Origin of the sequence: Arcanobacterium hippocoleae (assembly GCF_040360365.1) — a bacterium.
GTDB lineage: Bacteria > Actinomycetota > Actinomycetes > Actinomycetales > Actinomycetaceae > Arcanobacterium_A > Arcanobacterium_A hippocoleae_A.
This window is the reverse complement of record NZ_CP136412.1, coordinates 342109-360426: the sequence shown is the minus strand read 5'-3', so window position 1 is coordinate 360426 and position 18318 is coordinate 342109. Positions and strand designations below refer to the sequence as shown.

The window sequence follows — 18318 nt, the reverse complement described above, 5'->3', positions numbered from 1 at the left end:
ATGAGTGTTTTCGCAATATCCCAGTAATTTGATTTCCTGATAAGCGTGCATCCTTTTATTTTTTATGCAGTTTTTGAAACAGTGCCGATTACGCACACCGCTGCGGAAATAGCTAACCGAAAATAATTGCACAAAATAATTAAACAGAAATCCTGAAGCGTTTAAATTCCGCAAATGTTTAAGTTCTGCAAACATTTAAGTTCCGCGGCGGGAATGCTGAAACACTATTGCCCGGCGAAAAACAAAATCAGCTGCAAATAATAAATAAATAATAAATAACTGTCCGAATCTGAACTCGCATAAAATTACCTGAGATTGAAATAATCTAAAACTGGTAACCATCTAAAACCGCTGGGCGGATAAAATATTTAGCGGCGAAAATAGAGACAAATAACGAGATACAGACAAATAACAAGGCGGAACACAAATGACTCGAATCGTGGCAGGAAAAGCAAAGGGAAGAATTTTGCATGTTCCAAAGTCAGGCACACGTCCGACTTCAGAACGTGTGCGCGAGGCACTTTTTTCCCGTTTAGAACATTATGGATATCTTGCAGACTGCGCCGTACTAGACCTCTTCGCCGGTTCAGGCGCGCTCGCATTTGAAGCACTCTCACGCGGCGCACAGAGTGCAGTATGCGTGGAGATGAATTCAGCCGCAGCAAAAGTTATTAACGATAATGCCCGCACACTCGGATTTAATACAACTGTGATAAATCAAAAAGTGCAGACTTATTTGGAAAGCCGTATCGTGAATCAAAAATACGACCTAGTATTTATTGATCCGCCTTATGATTTGGCTGAGACGGCGCTCGCGAAGGTTTTAACAGCTTTAATTCCATTTCTATCGCAAAATGCGATGGTGATTGTGGAGCGGGCAAAACGTGCCCCGGAACCGATTTGGCCTGCAGAACTTGTTCTCGACGATGTGCGAAAATGGGGCGACACACGGGTTTGGAGCGCTATTTACGGAGAAAATATCGACAAGTGAAATAGAGAAGCAATCGGAAAGTGCCGATTTCATCGCGTTAATGCAAAAATGGGAAGTTGTTTGCAAAAAGATATGCCAGCTGGAATAGAATCGGAATAGAAAATAAATCAACAGTAAAAATATCCAGTGCCGCGATAAATCAGCACTATTTCGCAAAACAGATTAGAATCGAGTCATGAAGCTTGCAATCTGCCCCGGGTCATTTGATCCGATCACATTTGGTCACATTGATGTGATTGAGCGTGCAGCGAACCTTTTTGATGAAGTGATCGTTGCCGTCGCAATGAATTCGCAGAAGAATTATCTGTTTCAAAATAACGAACGAGTGCAGCTGGCACGCGAAGCACTCATGCATCTTCCGAATGTGCAGGTGGAATTAGTTTCAGGTTTAATTGCAGATTTTGCGAAAGCGCGGAATGCGGGTGCAATTGTGAAAGGGCTGCGCGGTTCCGCAGATTTTTCCAATGAAGAAACTATGGCATTATTGAATCGGAATTTAAGCGGTATCGAGACGATTTTTTTGCTCAGTGATTCTGCGCTGTCGCATGTAGCTTCCTCATATGTGAAAGAAATTGCAGCATACAATGGGCCGATTGATAAACTTGTGCCGAAGAATGTGGCAGCAGCAATCCAGAAAAAGATTGGGTAAATTACGGTATTTTGCGTCCGGCAAGAAAGTAGGAAATCATGAGTGAATACGAACAGTTCGACGAAACAGAGACGGGTGAATCCCTCCTCGCCGTACTCGACGAGATTACCGTGATGGTGGAGAATGCGAAATCTGTGCCGCTTTCATCTTCCGTTTTGATTAACCGCCGCGAAATGCTTGATTTACTTGATACTGCGCATAGTATTCTTCCGGCACAGATTGTTGAAGCTGATAATGTGCTGCAGGACGCGGCTAAAGTTTCCGATACTGCCCGCGATAATGCAGACCGCGTAGTTGCAGCGGCGCGTGAAAAAGCAAAACAGATTATTTCGCAGGCGAAAGCGCAGGCAAAAACCTGGTTTCACATGATTCAGTTACGGTGAAAGCACGCCAGCAGGCAGCGAAAATTTTAGATGAAGCGAAGTCTAAAGCTGCCCGAATTACTGCAGGGGCGAACCAATATTCAGATGCAACTTTAGCGGAAGTTGCAGCGCAGCTTGGCGGAGTACAAGAGTACTTGCATCAAATCCAAGTGCAGATTGACGCTGGGCGGGATGTACTTGCACAGCGCCGCGAAGCACAGACCGAATATGCTGCAGAATCAGGATCAGCTGATTTTTCGAAGCAAACAACAGTGCACACTCCGCGGCGTGAATCTGGAAAACATATGCAAAATCGGCAGACAGCGGCAGAAAATCAGGAAGCAGAAATTCATATCCGAGATCACAAAGCAGAATCTGGTGACGCTGAGATAGATTTTGCAGCGGTGCAGGCAAAATATGCGCAGATTGCGGATTTAGCATCCGGATCAGCAGATTTCGTCCAAGGAGGAGAAATACAAGGAGGAGAAATATCTGCACCGAATGCGCAGCAAGAATCTCCGGAACAATTCTTCACAGCGCCGACGGCAGAATCCGTTCCTGAACAAGCTGCTGCACCGGATAATGCAAATTTGCATTCTGTGAAAAAACTGCGTGCGAACATGCCCGGCGCAGTTCCGCCGCTTGAATCAGAAACACTGCCGGATAAGCTTCCCGACGATTTTGATGATTTTGTACCAGAACTGGAATTTACAGAATACCGCGGGGATTAATCAGGAATAGCGGCGTAATCGCCGGTATTTACGCATTCGCTTCCCAAGGGCATTCACCGCCCAAACAATATTTTCGGATTAAAAAGTTCGGAAAATATTTTCGACTCATAAGTCCGTGCACATTGCAGACTTCCCTTTGAACATAGTGAACATTTAGGAGATAAAAAATGGACTTGCGTTCCCCGTATGTTATATCGATTGCTGATTTGCCGCGCCAAGAAGGTGCAGCGCGTGATTTTATTTTTGTTTTCATTGCTCCAGAGAATTTTGGAGTGCAGCTTTCGAGGTCCGTGCGGGAACCCCAATGCAGACGACTTTGAACCTGCAATCTGTCTCGGAAGGGGTATTAGTACAGGGGAATGTGGAAGCTGCTGCAGTTGGACGCTGTTCGCGCTGTTTACGCGACATTCATGTGCAAATGAATGAGCGTGTTGCGGAATTGGTGTTTTATCCCGAGAAAAAACAGATTCTCTTGGATGACGGCGACGAAGAAGCAGAAGATTTCCCGATAATTGAAGATAACCGAATCGATCTCGAACCGATTTTGCGTGATGCCTTAGTTTTAGCAATGCCTTTTACACCGTTATGTGAACCAGACTGTGCCGGTCTTTGTGCAGAATGCGGCGAGCCGTGGCGTGATCTTCCCGCCGATCATTATCATAAACATCCTGATTTGCGCTTTGCTGCACTAGATGAACTGCGGATGAAATTAGCGCAAGCTGAAGGCAAGTAAAAACTGATATATACGTATGGACACCGGCAGATACCAACCAGAGCAGCGAATCAAAAATGAAAATTGGTGAATAGTTCAATGACTTACCGTAGTGAATCTGATACTGTGCAGGATTACTCGCAACTGCTTAGCGACTGGGGGATTGAACTTTCAATCGAAAATCTAGCACATGCATTGACACATCGATCTTGGGCGTATGAGCACGATGAACCGCACAATGAACGTCTCGAATTTCTTGGTGATTCAGTACTTGGAATTATTGCAGTAGACGAAATTTACCATTCTTTTCCGCAGGAAGACGAAGGGATAATGAGTAAATACAAGGCTGCAAGTGTCTCGGAACCCGCATTGGCAAAAGTTGCCCGGGAGCTGAATCTTGGAAAATATATTCGATTGGGTAAAGGTGAGGCCGCCTCAGGCGGGGCTAATAAGGATTCAATTCTTTCTGATACGGTTGAAGCCCTAATCGCTGTTACATACTTACAATATGGGCTTGAGCGGACACGTGAAATTGTACTCGGTTTTATCCGCCCCATAATTTTCGAAGCAGCTGCCCGCGGTCCAGCGCTTGACTGGCGCACTTCATTTGAAGAATCTGCCCGCAGGAAAGGAATCGTTGGTGATTTGACTTATCAGATACATGGGGAGGGGCCTGATCATGCGCGTGTTTATACAGCTCAGGTTTTTCTTGCCGGAAAACCCTATGGGATTGGAACGGCTTCATCGCAGAAACATGCAAAACTAGCGGCTTGTAAAGCCGCTTATCAGGCGCTGCAGGAACAAAAAGATTTGCCGTGTCTGCTTTCAGCTAAGGAGAATAATGCCTGAATTACCCGAAGTTGAAACGATTCGTGCCGGTCTTGATCCATTTGTGCGCGGCAAACAGATTCAAAATATTGAGACGTACCATCCGCGCGTTGCCCGGCATGATTCAGCAGGATTTCAGAAGTTTGCAGGGCAGACAGTCACTGAAGTTGCCAGACGCGGAAAATATCTTTGGTTTTGTGTTGGAGAACAGCAAGCGATTGTGGCACATTTACGAATGTCCGGTCAGTTTCGAGTTAACTCCGGAGAACACCCGCACCGGCGTGCATCTTTTTCTTTACCAACGGTTTACGGCTCGATTTTATTGATCAGCGAACATTCGGATATCTTCACGGCGATGATTTGATTCCAACGGAGGACGAATATTCTGCTTGGAATAATGCTGCAAAAGAGCTTATTCCAAGTTCGATTAGACATATTGCCCGTGATGTACTCGACCCAAATTTCAATGCTGCAAAAATTGCGGTGCAAGCGCAGCAGAAAAAGACCCGAATTAAAACGCTGCTGCTGAATCAAAGTTTTGTCTCCGGAATCGGAAACATTTATGCTGACGAAGCATTGTGGGAAGCAAAAATTAACGGCATGACACCGGCAAACAAAATTTCAGCTGAAAAACTGGAAGCTCTTTTTCTTGCCGTACAAAATGTAATGCGGCGTTCAATCAAAGCCGGCGGAACTTCCTTTGATTCGCTTTATGTGAATGTGAACGGCAGTTCGGGATATTTTTCACGTGAATTGAACGCCTACGGCCGGGCAGGGCAGCCGTGCAAACGCTGTACAACTTTGCTGGTGCGCGAACCTTTTATGGGACGGTCTTCATGTTTTTGTCCAAAATGTCAATCACCGGAAATAATTCAGCAATAACTCGTGAAAAATAATTATTTGAAAGCAGAAAGTATATTTGAAACTTCGATTTCTGATATGAAAAACTTACTTTCCCAGCTACTATTAGAGATGTCTATGTTCGGTTCAGTTTTCGCAGCGGCAGTTCCGCACAGAGACAAATTTTCGACGGATAAAACAATTCCAACGCAATAAAGTAAGCCCCCGCTCGGGGATATTCCCGAGATATTCGAAAACGATTAAGCAAGGATAAAAATGAGCGAAAACGCGATTAATGTGATGATTATCGACGATCATGAAGTAGTTCGCCGAGGCATTTCGGAAGTGGTTGATCGCTGTGCAGGTCTGAAAGTAATTGCTGAAGCTGGCTCTGTTGCGGAAGCTGTACGCCGCGGAGAATTAATGATGCCGCAGGTGGCGCTGGTAGATTTACGGCTGCCCGACGGAACTGGAATTGATATTATTAACCAATTGCGTGAACGTTCTCCGGAAACAAAATGTGTGGTACTTACATCGTTCGACGATGACGATGCATTATCTGAAGCTCTTGACGCGGGAGCAAAAGCATATTTGCTGAAATCTGTGCGCGGTGCAGAGATTACTGAAGTAATCAAAGCAGTCGCTGGCGGAAGAATCCTCCTGGATGAACGAACGATTACACGGCGGCGCGCTGACCATAACGATCCGACCGCTGACCTGACTCCGTCGGAGCGCAAAGTGCTTGATTTAATTGGAGATGGTTTGTCAAACCGTGAAATCGGTGAGAAGCTCGGCGTGGCGGAAAAAACAGTGAAGAATCATATTACTTCTTTGCTTTCAAAGATGGGGATGCAGCGCCGCACTCAGGTGGCGGCATGGGTGGCAGGTCAACGCGCATCAGGCTGGCGGAATCAAGGAAACTAAATCGGCTATTTTCTGCTGCTAATGCTGATAAAACGCTGAAGCCAGACTGTACAGTCTGGCTTCAGCCCATATTTTAACGCAGCGGTACTTCCCAGCATACTTCGGTACCTGATGTTCCGTCGCTGCGCGGTCTAATCCGGAATATTCCATGATGCCTTTGCGCTCGTGCTGAAAGGTTTGCTATTCCAGATCTCCGCGAGTTCGCAGGAGTGATTCCGATTCCGTCATCAATTACAAGAATTTTAATCTTTTCAAGGCTGGCGTTGATTTGGACAGCAACGGATGAGGCATGGGCGTGGCGTGCGGCATTACTTAAACATTCACGCACGACTGCCACTACATCGTCAGAGATATCTGATCCAATTGCATCATCAATGGTACTCATGTTGAAATCTGAATCGACCTCTGCACCGTTCCATAAAACTACAAGAGATGGGGCAAAACCAAGTGACTGCATTGCAACCGAAGTTTCATTACCGAGACGTTCAACAACAACAGCCGGATCAGAATCTTCACGTAATGACTGCACAATCTTGCGAATCTGACCGACAGATTCATCAATCGCCCCAATCGCGCTGTCAAGAGCTTTCTTGGCCTGCAAATCAAGATTTGCACCTAGGTCTTCTTTCACCGCGGTAATATGCATTCCCGAAGCAAAAAGCTGCTGAATTGCAAGATCATGTAAATCACGTGAAATCCGCGCACGTTCGTCAAGCTCGGCAGCTAGTTCTTTAGTGCGCCGTGCTTCGGAAAGCTCAAGGGCGATAGCTGCCTGCTGCGCAACATTCTCAGCCATTGAAAGGTCATGCAAATCAAATTCCGGCTCTTTCGGGTAGCGGAAAAGAATAATTACCCCGCGTCCCATTCCTTGTGAAACAAGCGGAGCATAAATCGCTGGACCGAATCTTCGTAACTGTTCTACACGGACTGTTGCAAGACGCTGCATCGAGTCGATTACTACGCCTGCCTGTTCGTGGATTACCGAACGGGCGCGCCCTGCTTTGGGAAACTCGATTCCAAGAAGATCCATTGCACCTTCGCCGGAGCCGATTTCAGCCATCCAGATATCATTAATCGACGGGAGAATCATCAAGGCCGCATCTGCTCGGGCAGCAGTACGCATTTCATTTGCAATTACCTGCAGTGCTTCTTCTTCATCCGATCCCTCCAACAACGAGGAAACAATATTTTGCGATGCAGTGAGCCATCTGGCACGACTTTGGGACTGGGCATACTGTTTCGCATTCTGAATCGCAATTTGCGCCCCTCTTGCCAGCAGCTCCATATTTTCTGCATCCGTTTTGGTGAAACCGCCAGGCTTATCGGCCATATAAAGCCGGCCCCATACTTGATCATTGGCGGGGAGAATCACCCCGAGAAAGTTGTGCATCACTGGATGCGGAGCCGGAAATCCAGCTGTGTGTGCATAACGTTTAAGATCATTAACAATCAGTGCACCGCGTTCTGGAATATCAGCGAATACGCCGTGCCCGACTGGAGGAGAACCAATTTTCGAACCGATTTCTTTTGATAATCCTGAATAATGAAATTCGATTGTATCTCCGTGAGTATCAAGCACTCCGAGGGCAGCATAGCGCGCACCAGTAAGTTCACATGCAGAGTCAACAAAGTACTGCAGGGCAGTATCGCGGTCGAGAGTGGTGGTGAGCTCAAGTGCTTTTGAAAGCACAGCTTTGACAGTACTCTCATTAATATTTATCGATTCTGAACCTGCCGATTCTGCATCCGGTGCCGCAGTGCCGGCAAGCGGAACGCTGCCGTTATTAGTATGAAACGGAAAGCTTGCACCGTGATCAAAACTTTGGATATGTTCGGAGTAGGTTTTTGCAATCTGCCCGGAAACCTCGTGGAAAGGACACTTACGATCCGATTTATTAACCATGAAACTTACTCCTGATATTATTCTTCGAAACTTGGTGTTTCCTGCTCAAGCAGCCAACGATAAGTGTTATTTGCCGCAACGAGTTCTGCATGAGTTCCGCGGGCAATTATCTGCGTCGGATTGTTTCCAAGCATAATCACTTCGTCAGCAGCATCAAGCGGACTAAGACGATGAGTCACAAGGATGATTCCGCGTTTTCGCTGCAGACGGGAAAAATCACTCTGTTCTGAATCGGTTTGCGGATTGCTGAATTCTTTTGCGGGCAGCTTACCTGAATTCAATAAATCACGTATTAACTGATCCGCAGTATTTGCGTCGAGATGTTCACCCGGTTCATCAAGCAGGAGAAAATCAGCCGGAGAAGCAAGTGCGCGTGCGAGTAGGAGCCGACGGCGTTCACCTCCGGAAATTGTTGCCGCGTTAGCTCCAAGCATCGTCTCAACACCATCTGGAAGCTGTGTAAGCCATTTTCCGAGGCCGGCGCGTTTGAGGAGTTCCTGGGCTTCGGCGGGAGTTAAATCCGCACGAACTACACGCAAATTTTCCAACACTGAAGTTTCGAATATATGCGCGTCTTCTGCGGTCAAAATAAGATGCTTTGAAATTTCGGTACGTTCAATTAAGCCGACTTCTTTGCCGCCGATAAGCACATTCCCGCTGTGCGGCTGAATCATTCCGGCAAGCGTATAGAGGAGAGTTGATTTGCCGATTCCAGACTTCCCGACAATTGCAATCGTCTTGCCTGGGGTGAGGTTTAAGCTAATTCCGGTACCGATATTGGGGCCGCCTGGCCAGCCGATTGCAAGATTTTCTGCGGTTAAACTCAACGATTGTGTATTTGGAAAAAGCGGTGCGGATGAAACTTGATCTGTGTTTCGTGTGTTTTGTGCTGCATTGCGGATCTGGATATCAAGAGACTGCGCACTGCCAATCAGTTCCGTAATCCGGATGGCAGCACGTGCGGAGCGGATAAGCTGCACGCCGGCGCCTTTCAAACGTTGAGTTGATTCAAAGGCGGCAAGCGGAGTGAGTGTAACGACCACAAGGTTCACTGTGCTCAAGGTTCCTGCAGATACTTGCAAAGAGCCAATAATGATTGCAGAAACTACGCTGACTGCTAAAGAAAATAAATCAATGGCAGCTGCGGTTGCTGTTGGGATTGCTGCACGATCGTGATTCTTCCAGATTTGTTTTTCGGTGCGCTCCTGTGCAGCTTCCATTTCTGCCAGATTACCTGATATCCGCAATTCTTCCGCATTTTCGAGAAGTGTAAGCGCTTGGATATTCAGTTCTGCACGGTCGTGAACTTGATTGATTTCCGCAATGCGTGCACCGCGCATTGCAAGATAAGGTCCAACCGCGCCGGCAAAAAGCAAAGAAATTGCGAAGATAAGTCCAATCAAAGGCGAAAGAATCGTTACGATAGTGATTGAAATGAGGGCAGTTACAATCGCGACTGCTGTTGGAAGCAGCGATTTAACCACTACATCGCCAAGTTCATCTACGTCTGCGCCTGTACGGGCAAGCAAATCGCCGCGTTTGATTGCGGTAACTGTATCAATGGAAGAACTTGCAAGCCGCTGATAAACCTGTGTGCGGATAGCCGCCATACCGTACAGCGCAATCCAATGTGAAGAAATTCGTTCAAGGTAGCGAAAAATTGCTTTTCCGACTCCGAAAGTACGCACAGCGGTGGCTGCAATCGAAAGATCGAGAACTGGCGGAAGCTGCGCTGCACGGGCAATCAGCCAGGCGGAAACAGCACCGAGCCCAACACCGGATCCGATTGCTCCGGAACCGAAAAGTGTTGCGAGAAAAAACGTTTCCGATCTATTTCAAGAAGATTTAGACATTCCCGTAACGCTTTGCGTTCTTCTTTCAGCAGCGGATTGCAGGGGAGCTTTGGCTTAGGTGCTGGAGAAACTTGTGCTGCAGCTGCAGATAATGGCTGTTTCGGGATTTCGTTTGCACTTGTGTTGCTTTTGAAATCAGTCATTTTCTTCACTCTCTCTTTGTCCCCAAGAAGCAGGCAGGGCATAATCCAAATTTTCCTGCGCTTGACGTTCCTGTGCTGCTTTTGCATCGCGGCGGTTGTCGCGGAAAGCAATTTCGGCGCTGATATCGCGTGAACTTGCATGGATATCAATTATTTGATCTGCAAGTTTTGTTAATGCGGCTCGGTGTGCCACAACTATTACAGTGTGCTGGTTTTTTTCAATTCTTGAATAACCATTTTTACGTTCTCTTCGGCAGCAGCATCTAAATGTGCTGATGGTTCATCAAGAATTACCAGCTGCCGTTTTGAAAGCAGCGCGCGTGTGAGTGAGAGCCGTTGTCTTTGCCCGACCGATAAGCCTACGCCGCCTTGCCCAATCAAAGTTTGCCATCCTTGCGGAAGCGCCGCCGCTATTGTGTCAAATCCGGTTAATTTTGCGGCGGCAATAAGCTGCGGATCATTTTCCGGATTCTTGACTCCAAGATTCATTGCGACGGTTCCGGGAATCAGCACCGGACGCTGCGGTACCCAAGTTATCTGTTTCCACCAATCTTCAGGTTTTATTTGCGCAAGCGGAGTATCACCGACCAGCACTTGTCCCGCTGAAGGCGCCAGCAGATGCATTAGAATCTGCACAGTAGTGGATTTACCGGCGCCGGAAGCCCCGCGCAGCACCGTCACTTTGCCCGGATAAATCTCTGCATTTAAATCAGCAGGCGCCACGGTTGCGCGTTCGGATACATACATGCTGATGTTTTCAAGCCGAATCTTTGTCTGGCGTAAATCTGGCACTGGTGTAAATGTGCCCGTCGGACTAACTGTTTCGGAATCTGCAGTAAATTTTCCATTCTGATCTTTTTGGTTTTTCGGCAGCGGCGTTTCGATAATTTCAAATGCTTTATTTGCGGCAGCCACACCGTTTGCAGAGGCATGAAATTGCGTTCCAACTTCACGTAATGGTTTAAATACTTCCGGTGTGAGCATGATGATTACCAGGCCGTTGAAAAGCAGAATATTTCCGGATATCATCCGGAATCCGACTTCTACAGCTACAATTGCTGTGGAAAGCGTGGCAAGAAATTCAAGTACAGCTCCGGAAAGAAAAGCGACATACAGAGTTTGCATCGTTTTTTGCGCGAATGACGCACCCAGTGCACGCACACGTTTCTCTGGTCCTTTTTCGCGTCCGACGGCTTTCAAAGTGGCAATGCCTGCGAGTAAGTCCAGCAGCTGTGTTCCGAGATGCTGCATTGATTGCAATCTCTGCGCAGAATAGTGCGCAGTCATTTTGCCAATAAGAATCATAAAAAGCGGAATTAGCGGGATACACAGGATGATTGCGGCTGCTGAAATCCAATCCAGATAAAAAATGACTGCGATTAAAATCGGTGCGGCGGTAACTGTTAAGAAAAGCTGCGGGAGAAATGAGACAAAATATGCTTTGAGGTCATCAAGACCGCGCGTGGCAAGCGTGACAGTTCGCGCCGTATTTCCATCGCTGAGCCAACGGGAGCCGAGATCTCCGGCATGCCGCAGTACTTTGGTGCGCAATGTCGAAATCACTCGCAGCGCAGCCCGGTGTGCGATCGATTCTTGTAAATAGACAAGAACACAGCGGAGCAGAAAAATCGCGATAAGCCACAGGATTAACACGATTGTGTCTGAGATTGTGCCTTTATCGTAAAAATCGGTGTGATTGCGCCGGCAATCAGCACAGTTTGCACAGTGATAAGCAAAGTTGTTAACAGCCCGATTAACACTAAAAACGCAATATAATTTCGGGCGCTTTTTGCATATTTCAATAAGCGCGGATCAAAAGGTCTCATGCTTCTCCTTGCAGCAATGCGGGATTCAACGGCGCACACGACGGCGGGTGAAATACTCGCCAGTCTCTCAATTTTAGCTATTTGACTGCGGAAAGTACATACAAATGCAGTAATTTATTATCATATTTCAGCAAATGTAAGTGCCGAAATATTGCAAGCAAAAGTTGTGGGATGAAGCCAATTGCCTCATCCCACAACTTATTTGTGTCTGAAAAAGTGAAGATTAAAACTTTCGATGCGTGGAAGTTTTATTCGTTTACCTTTTCAAATTTGCGAATCTGCTGCATATCAAGGCCAACGAATGTGTCTGGAATATTTTCCCGCCCGATACGCTGCGCAAATATCCAGTATGACCAGACCGTATACACCAGCACGATTGGAACAAAAATGAGTGCTGCGATCAGCATCACTGTGTGTGTCGGAGCTGTGGCAGAAGCCTGCACAAGCGTCAGATTGTAGGCGGCGTCGACCGTCGACTTGATTGCGTTCGCACCAAGTGTCATAAAAATGAACACTACTGCCATCGCAAGTGCTCCAGCATGTACAAACATTGCGCCTTTTTCATTCTCTTTAATTACCAGGAGGAATGAAACAATCAACAGCACTGCTGCAAGGAGCAGCGGAATCCAAGAGAAGAAGTTCGCCTGGTATGCGAGCTGCCCCCAAATTGCCCAAACAGCGGTAAGTGCAGTTGAGACAATGCCGGTTTTCTTCGCTTGCGTAATTGCCCGCGCCCGGAATTCACCGCGAGTCTTCAATGCTAACCACAAAGTTCCGTAATTGAAGAAAAGCGCGGCAACCGTGAGACCGCCAAGAATTGTAAACGGTGTGAGCAGGGAGAAGAAACCGCCGGTAAGGAAGTGGTTTGCTCCGTCTGCAAGTGCACCGGGAACATCCGCTGTATCGGCTGCTTGGAATACTCCGTCTTTGTAGTTTCCGACTTCAATCTGCATTCCCTGGACAAAGTTTGCCAATGCAACACCCCAAAGAATTGAGACCACCCACGAAGCGCCGCAGTGCAGATTATCCCAAGTATTACGCCATTTTGGTGAGTCAATCTTGCCGCGCCATTCGATTGCGCTAATCCGGATAATCAGCAGCAGCAGCACCACAACAAGGGCAAGGTACATTCCCGAAAACATTGTTGCATACCATTCAGGGAAAGCAGCAAATGTGGCTCCGCCGGCGGTAAGCAGGAAAACTTCGTTACCGTCCCAGTGCGGGCCGATAGTATTCAAAATCAATCGTCGGTCTTTTTCGTCTTTGGCAAGAACGCGCAGATTCATACCGGCACCGAAACCGAAACCTTCAAGGCCGACATATCCAATCCAGAGCACGACGATTAGCACGAACCAAATAATCTGTAGAGCTGTAAGTTCCATTATTTTTCCTCACTTTACTCTCAGTAAGCAAAGCTAAGCTTGGTATCGACGGTAACTTCCTTACGGACTTTCATGTCGATTTTCTTTGCTGGGTTGATGCCTTCAACTGCGTAGCGCTTCACCAGAATAAACCAAACTATACCGAGTAAGGCGTAAAGCAAGGTAAAGGCGACGAGTGAGATAATGATTTCCACTGCGGTGACGTTTTGTGAAACACCAAGATTGGTCAGCTGTGCAATCATTTCCGACGGAGCTGTTTCATTCATCGGCTGCGCCTGGAAATTTGGATACACGACCCATGGCTGACGTCCCATTTCGGTAAGAATCCAGCCGACACTTGATGCGATAAACGGAAGCGGAATAGTCCACACGAAAAGCGAACCAATCCATTTCGCAGCAGGAAGCTCTTTGCGCCGAATTAATACCAAACCGAGAATTGACAGCGCGAGCGAGACAAAACCGAGCACCATCATTACACGGAATGAATAGAAGCTGACCAGCGGATTTGGTAAGTAGTTCTGATCTGCTCCATAAACATCAGCGAAATACTTTTGGAATTTCTCGTTGATTTCTTTTGCACCGATCAGCTTTGATTCCGGCCCCGAAAGATGGTTTGTGACCATTAAGGATTCGAGACCGGGGATTGGCAAAGACACGATATTTTCTTCGGTTAATTCAGAACCGGTCATCAGCAATGCCAAAGGAGCAGCTTCTTCAGTATTCGCAATACCCATTGCTGCAATCATCTTCGTTGGCTGTTCCTTGTAAATGTGCTGTCCCATAAAGTGACCGGTTGTGATTACAAGCAACGATGCAATCAGCATCGTAACCAATCCAAAATTAGCGGCCGGCTTCCAGAAATCACGAGCTTCCGAGCTGCCGCTTTGCTTTGCAGTACGAACTAGCCACCAGAGTGCAATACCGCTGATAAAAGAACCTGCAACAAGCAGCGACGCTGAAATCGTATGTGCAAACGCATACATCGAAGTCGGGGAGAAAATTACTTTCAGGAATCCAATACCGCCGTCGAGTTCGGCTCGGCCGGTAGCCGGATTAAATAATGCACCTACCGGATTTTGCATAAAGGAGTTCGCAGCCAAAATGAAAAGCGCTGAAATGTTTGTTCCCAGAGCGAAAAGCCAGATAGCTGCGGTGTGCATTTTCGGGGAGATACGCCCGCGTCCGAAAATCCAGACACCGAGGAAAGTTGATTCCAAGAAGAAAGCAAGCAGCGCTTCGAAAGCAAGCGGTGCGCCAAAGATATCTCCAACGAAACGAGAATACTCAGACCAGTTCATGCCGAATTGGAATTCTTGGACGATACCTGTTGCCACTCCGAGTGCGAAGTTAATAATTAATAGTTTTCCAAAGAACTCCGAAAGTTTTAGCCAGCGGGTGTCGCCGCTGCGGAGCCACTTTGTTTGCATAATTGCGACGAGTGGGGAGAGTCCGATCGTGAGCGGTACCAGAATGAAATGGTACACAGTCGTGATTGCGAACTGCCACCGTGCGAGGTCTAGGGCTTCCACCTATCCACCTTTCATATGACAATCGATAAAAATAGTGCAAACGAGCTGTTTGAAGAGCACCTTGCGGCAAGTGAAAATCTGCTGCCGGCCGACTTGAAAATATGCCGAAAGACCTAAATCTCGGAGCGAAGATATTTCCTCACCACTTTGCGCGGTTGAAGCTTGTTTAAACGAAATTGGCACAAAGCCAAGTATCATGAAATAAGGACTTAGGTTCCAATTGCGTCTTCCCCCTTATTCTTGCGCATTTTCACAGCTAATTTCCAGCTAAACACGCAAGATATTAGCGGTGATTTTATATTTCGTTATATTTTCGGCTTAAAAGCGCGGATTCATGCCCTTTTTCAGGTGCTGCCCGGCTTGAATAAATACGCGATATTTTTGTTTCATAAATCGATTTTTAATCTCCGCATCAAATCTGCAGCAAGTAGATAAAATCGGCAGTAAATCAGTGGGACACTTCGCACGCTTGATGATATAGGAAATGTCAGGTGCAGAAGTGTAGAATAGTCAGCGGATATCGGTTCGCATCAATCCGATTGATTAGTTTTATCCTGTGCGCCTTAAATGTGCTGCCGGATAAAATTGTTCATATTTTAAAAGAGCTTTTCAGCGGGATGAGTTTGAAATCCGTGCAAGATGCTGCAGGGATTTCAAACGGTATGCCTGCGGCAGAATTTAATATTTCGCAGTTCTTGTGAACACTGGTGCATGTTTGCAAGGCTGCTGGAGGAGTATCTTATGGCTGATGAAAATCCATCAGTAGATTTGGCGACAGAAAATTCAGTTGCCGAAAAACCTGCAGCTAAACGTCGTACGCGGAAAACCGCTGCTGGAACAACAGCTGCAAGCAGGCGCACGCGAAATGAGAAAAACTTAAGTCCGGCGGAACAGGATTCAGCTGCGGCAGATTCCGAGATTGAAGTTCCGCGCAAGAAAGCTGCAAAAACTGATTCGAAGTCCCGCAGCCGTCGTGCGAAAAATAGTGAAACCCGCGATAAAGACGAAGTTGCAGCAAGCGTAGCGCAGTCGCTTGCAGAACTTCATGCGCATGAATCTGCCGGGCTGACTTTCTCTGCAAAGAAACAGTCAAAAGCAGTGCAGCGAATGTGGAATTGAAAATGGCGCCGATGACGGCACTGCTTTTCCAGGCACCCGACGTTACACGTGCGGTTCGCGCGCGTCTGGCTGCCCATAAGGAAGCGAAACAAAGTCAGGCGCCCGAAGATTCGGTGCCTGAAGAAGCAAATGATGTGCTCAATCAGCAAGAAACCGCTGATCTTCCAAAGAAGTCTCGTCGGGGCAGCCGCGGCGGAAAACGGCAAGACGCGCAAGATTTAACGAAACAAAATCAAGAAGCGAATCAGGATGAGCAGAAAGATGAGCACCAGCAAGGAGCCGGAAAAGAAGAGCTGAATACGGAAAATGTATCTTCTGAACACGGCGCGAAACGTACCCGGAAGCGTTTGCATTCAAATGTGAATTCCGAAGATTCTGCGAACGATTCAGGAAACCAGAACAGTGCGCAAACTCAAGAAGAATCGGGGACAACGGTTCGCCGGCGCCGCCGCCGAAGTGACAGCAGCGCTGCAGACGAAGTGTCTGCACCGAAAGGATCCACCCGGCTGGAAGCGAAGCGTCAGCGTCGAAAGGAAGGCCGTGAAGCAGGCCGGCGGCGGCACTCAATCACTGAATCAGAATTTTTAGCACGCCGCGAAGCGGTAAACCGCCAGATGCTTGTGCGTGAACACGACGGTTTAAACCAAATTGCTGTGATTGAAGATAGTGTGCTTGTTGAGCACTATGTTGCGCGCCATACACAAACTTCGATGGTTGGCAATGTGTATCTGGGACGAGTGCAGAATGTGCTTCCCTCAATGGAGGCGGCTTTTGTTGATATCGGCAAAGGACGAAACGCAGTGCTGTATTCCGGCGAAGTCAATTGGGAAGCTGCGGGGTTGGAGGGCAAGCCGCGGAAGATTGAGGATGCCTTAAAATCTGGCGATACCGTACTGGTGCAGGTAACAAAGGACCCAATCGGACATAAGGGTGCGCGGTTAACTGGGCAGATTACACTCGCCGGCAGACATCTTGTGCTTGTGCCGAACGGGACAATGATGGGAATTTCCCGCAAGCTTCCAGAAACGGAACGTTCACGCCTAAAGAAGATTTTGAAACAGGTTGTTCCCTCCGAGCACGGAGTAATCGTGCGCACAGCCGCTGAAGGCGCTACGGAAGAACAGATTAAGGGCGATGTAAAGCGTTTGATTAAATCCTGGAAAGATATCGACGCAAAATCGAAGAGTTCGAAAAATGCGCCATCTCTTTTGAAAGGTGAACCAGAGCTCGCGGTACGGGTGGTTCGCGACGTATTTAATGAAGATTTCAACTCACTGCAGGTGCAGGGTGAGAACGCCTGGAACACTATTTGGGAATATGTTCATGAGTTGTCTCCGGAACTCGAAGAACGTGTCACAAAATGGGAGGATAACCGCGATATTTTCATCCAATACCGCGTCGATGAACAGCTGCAAAAAGCTTTTGACCGCAAGGTGTTCCTTCCGTCGGGAGGTTCCTTAGTTATTGATCGTACCGAAGCTATGACCGTAATTGACGTGAACACCGGGAAGTTCACTGGTGCGACGGGCGGTACGCTTGAAGAAACTGTTACGAAAAACAATCTTGAAGCAGCCGAGGAAATTGTCCGGCAATTGCGGCTGCGTGATATTGGCGGAATCGTCGTTATCGATTTTATTGATATGGTACTTGAAGCTAATCGTGATTTGGTGCTGCGGCGCTTAATTGAATGTCTTGGCCGTGACCGCACTCGGCATCAGGTTGCTGAAGTAACCTCACTCGGTTTGGTGCAGATGACCCGCAAACGGGTTGGGCAGGGGCTGGTTGAAGCTTTTTCAACTACATGTGAAGCTTGTGAAGGACGCGGATATATCAGTCATGATCATCCGGTAGAAAAGGATGAGATTTTTGACGAATCTGATTCGAAACAGCTTCCGAAGCGGCGTAATGAGAATTTGCACCCCCAAACTTTTGATTCTGAAGCTGAAGAAAAACACGCGGAGGTAAAGGCAGCGCTGGCAAATATTGCGGCAGCTGCTGCGCATAAGCATGAAGAAACGCATGGTGTGAATCATGGTGCGGGTGCGGATGAGACAGAAAATTTCCGCAAAGCTGCGAAACAAAATAGCGGCGCCGGAACTGATGATGCGGCAAAGCGTCCGAAACGGCAAAAGAAGCGCAGCCGAAAATCTGTGCACAGTGATTCAGATGACGCAAATTCGCTGCTGACTCGGCAGATGAATTCTGATAGCGGCGAAAGTGCGGAAAAGGCGGTATCGTCTGCGGCGGATTCAGCTGATTCTCGTGTTTTGGAAGCTGCTTCGCAAACTGCTTTCACAGTTCCGGAACAGAGAGAATCCGGAGATCAAGATCCAGAATCAGTACCGAAACGCAGACGGGTTAGTTCTACCGGAACAATCACTCCGGCAAGCTCATCAGCATTCACGATTATGAGCTTTCCGTTATCCGGGAAATCGGATGAGTGAGTATCGGCAGTAATTCGCATTGGTTTGGATTATCTTACAATGCGCCAATTTGTGAATATTGTGAATAATGTGAATATTGGGG

At 47.5% G+C, this 18318-nt stretch carries 20 protein-coding genes; 12 read left to right on the top strand and 8 right to left on the bottom strand.

Annotated features, from left to right (window positions below):
* The first annotated feature begins 427 nt into the window (after positions 1 to 427).
* From rsmD to RQN30_RS01780, 10 genes are all read left to right on the top strand, one after another.
* The gene (rsmD, locus tag RQN30_RS01825) at positions 428 to 991 is read left to right on the top strand and encodes a 16S rRNA (guanine(966)-N(2))-methyltransferase RsmD (protein ID WP_353061014.1); all 564 of its coding nucleotides are present in this window, start codon (positions 428 to 430) and stop codon (positions 989 to 991) included.
* 175 nt (positions 992 to 1166) lie between these two features.
* Entirely contained in the window at positions 1167 to 1640 is a 474-nt protein-coding gene (gene coaD, locus RQN30_RS01820) for a pantetheine-phosphate adenylyltransferase (RefSeq protein WP_353061013.1), read from the top strand.
* A 38-nt stretch (positions 1641 to 1678) separates the two neighbouring features.
* Positions 1679 to 2023 (top strand): hypothetical protein, encoded by a 345-nt coding sequence (locus tag RQN30_RS01815; RefSeq protein WP_353061012.1) that lies wholly within the window; start codon positions 1679 to 1681, stop codon positions 2021 to 2023.
* Positions 2020 to 2733 carry a hypothetical protein gene (locus tag RQN30_RS01810; RefSeq protein WP_353061011.1) on the top strand — a complete coding sequence of 238 codons (714 nt, stop codon included), beginning with the start codon at positions 2020 to 2022 and terminating at the stop codon, positions 2731 to 2733. Before RQN30_RS01815 ends, RQN30_RS01810 begins: the two co-directional genes overlap by 4 nt.
* A 304-nt stretch (positions 2734 to 3037) precedes the next feature.
* Positions 3038 to 3466 carry a YceD family protein gene (locus RQN30_RS01805; protein ID WP_353061010.1) on the top strand — a complete coding sequence of 143 codons (429 nt, stop codon included), beginning with the start codon at positions 3038 to 3040 and terminating at the stop codon, positions 3464 to 3466.
* Positions 3467 to 3544: 78 nt separating this feature from the next.
* On the top strand, positions 3545 to 4294 hold the full coding sequence (rnc, locus tag RQN30_RS01800) for a ribonuclease III (RefSeq protein WP_353061009.1): 750 nt from the start codon (positions 3545 to 3547) through the stop codon (positions 4292 to 4294).
* Entirely contained in the window at positions 4287 to 4637 is a 351-nt protein-coding gene (locus RQN30_RS01795; RefSeq protein WP_353061008.1) for a DNA-formamidopyrimidine glycosylase family protein, read from the top strand. Before rnc ends, RQN30_RS01795 begins: the two co-directional genes overlap by 8 nt.
* Entirely contained in the window at positions 4634 to 5155 is a 522-nt protein-coding gene (locus RQN30_RS01790; protein ID WP_353061007.1) for an Fpg/Nei family DNA glycosylase, read from the top strand. The genes RQN30_RS01795 and RQN30_RS01790 overlap by 4 nt, the downstream gene beginning before the upstream one ends.
* A 3-nt stretch (positions 5156 to 5158) precedes the next feature.
* On the top strand, positions 5159 to 5329 hold the full coding sequence (locus tag RQN30_RS01785) for a hypothetical protein (protein ID WP_353061006.1): 171 nt from the start codon (positions 5159 to 5161) through the stop codon (positions 5327 to 5329).
* A 60-nt stretch (positions 5330 to 5389) separates the two neighbouring features.
* Entirely contained in the window at positions 5390 to 6037 is a 648-nt protein-coding gene (locus RQN30_RS01780; RefSeq protein ID WP_353061005.1) for a response regulator, read from the top strand.
* Between the two features lie 73 nt (positions 6038 to 6110).
* On the opposite strand, the gene RQN30_RS01775 is transcribed toward RQN30_RS01780, so the two are convergent.
* From RQN30_RS01775 to RQN30_RS01740, 8 genes are all read right to left on the bottom strand, one after another.
* Positions 6111 to 7940 carry a GAF domain-containing sensor histidine kinase gene (locus RQN30_RS01775; RefSeq protein ID WP_353061004.1) on the bottom strand — a complete coding sequence of 610 codons (1830 nt, stop codon included), beginning with the start codon at positions 7938 to 7940 and terminating at the stop codon, positions 6111 to 6113.
* A 17-nt stretch (positions 7941 to 7957) separates the two neighbouring features.
* A complete protein-coding gene (gene cydC, locus RQN30_RS01770) occupies positions 7958 to 9727 on the bottom strand; it encodes a thiol reductant ABC exporter subunit CydC (RefSeq protein ID WP_353061739.1) in 1770 nt (589 codons plus the stop codon).
* On the bottom strand, positions 9685 to 9936 hold the full coding sequence (locus RQN30_RS01765; protein ID WP_353061003.1) for a hypothetical protein: 252 nt from the start codon (positions 9934 to 9936) through the stop codon (positions 9685 to 9687). The genes cydC and RQN30_RS01765 overlap by 43 nt, the downstream gene beginning before the upstream one ends.
* Positions 9929 to 10129, bottom strand: coding sequence for a hypothetical protein (locus RQN30_RS01760; RefSeq protein ID WP_353061002.1), 201 nt, complete (start codon positions 10127 to 10129; stop codon positions 9929 to 9931). Before RQN30_RS01760 ends, RQN30_RS01765 begins: the two co-directional genes overlap by 8 nt.
* 5 nt (positions 10130 to 10134) lie before the next feature.
* Complete coding sequence (gene cydD / locus RQN30_RS01755) at positions 10135 to 11589, bottom strand: thiol reductant ABC exporter subunit CydD (RefSeq protein ID WP_353061001.1); 1455 nt, start codon at positions 11587 to 11589, stop codon at positions 10135 to 10137.
* Positions 11583 to 11762, bottom strand: coding sequence for a hypothetical protein (locus RQN30_RS01750; protein ID WP_353061000.1), 180 nt, complete (start codon positions 11760 to 11762; stop codon positions 11583 to 11585). Before RQN30_RS01750 ends, cydD begins: the two co-directional genes overlap by 7 nt.
* 248 nt (positions 11763 to 12010) lie before the next feature.
* On the bottom strand, positions 12011 to 13144 hold the full coding sequence (gene cydB, locus RQN30_RS01745) for a cytochrome d ubiquinol oxidase subunit II (RefSeq protein WP_353060999.1): 1134 nt from the start codon (positions 13142 to 13144) through the stop codon (positions 12011 to 12013).
* Between the two features lie 20 nt (positions 13145 to 13164).
* Complete coding sequence (locus RQN30_RS01740; RefSeq protein ID WP_353060998.1) at positions 13165 to 14673, bottom strand: cytochrome ubiquinol oxidase subunit I; 1509 nt, start codon at positions 14671 to 14673, stop codon at positions 13165 to 13167.
* 741 nt (positions 14674 to 15414) lie between these two features.
* Between RQN30_RS01740 and RQN30_RS01735 the strand changes: the two genes are divergently transcribed.
* The gene (locus RQN30_RS01735; protein ID WP_353060997.1) at positions 15415 to 15792 is read left to right on the top strand and encodes a hypothetical protein; all 378 of its coding nucleotides are present in this window, start codon (positions 15415 to 15417) and stop codon (positions 15790 to 15792) included.
* Entirely contained in the window at positions 15783 to 18236 is a 2454-nt protein-coding gene (locus RQN30_RS01730; protein WP_353060996.1) for an Rne/Rng family ribonuclease, read from the top strand. Before RQN30_RS01735 ends, RQN30_RS01730 begins: the two co-directional genes overlap by 10 nt.
* Positions 18237 to 18318 lie beyond the last annotated feature (82 nt).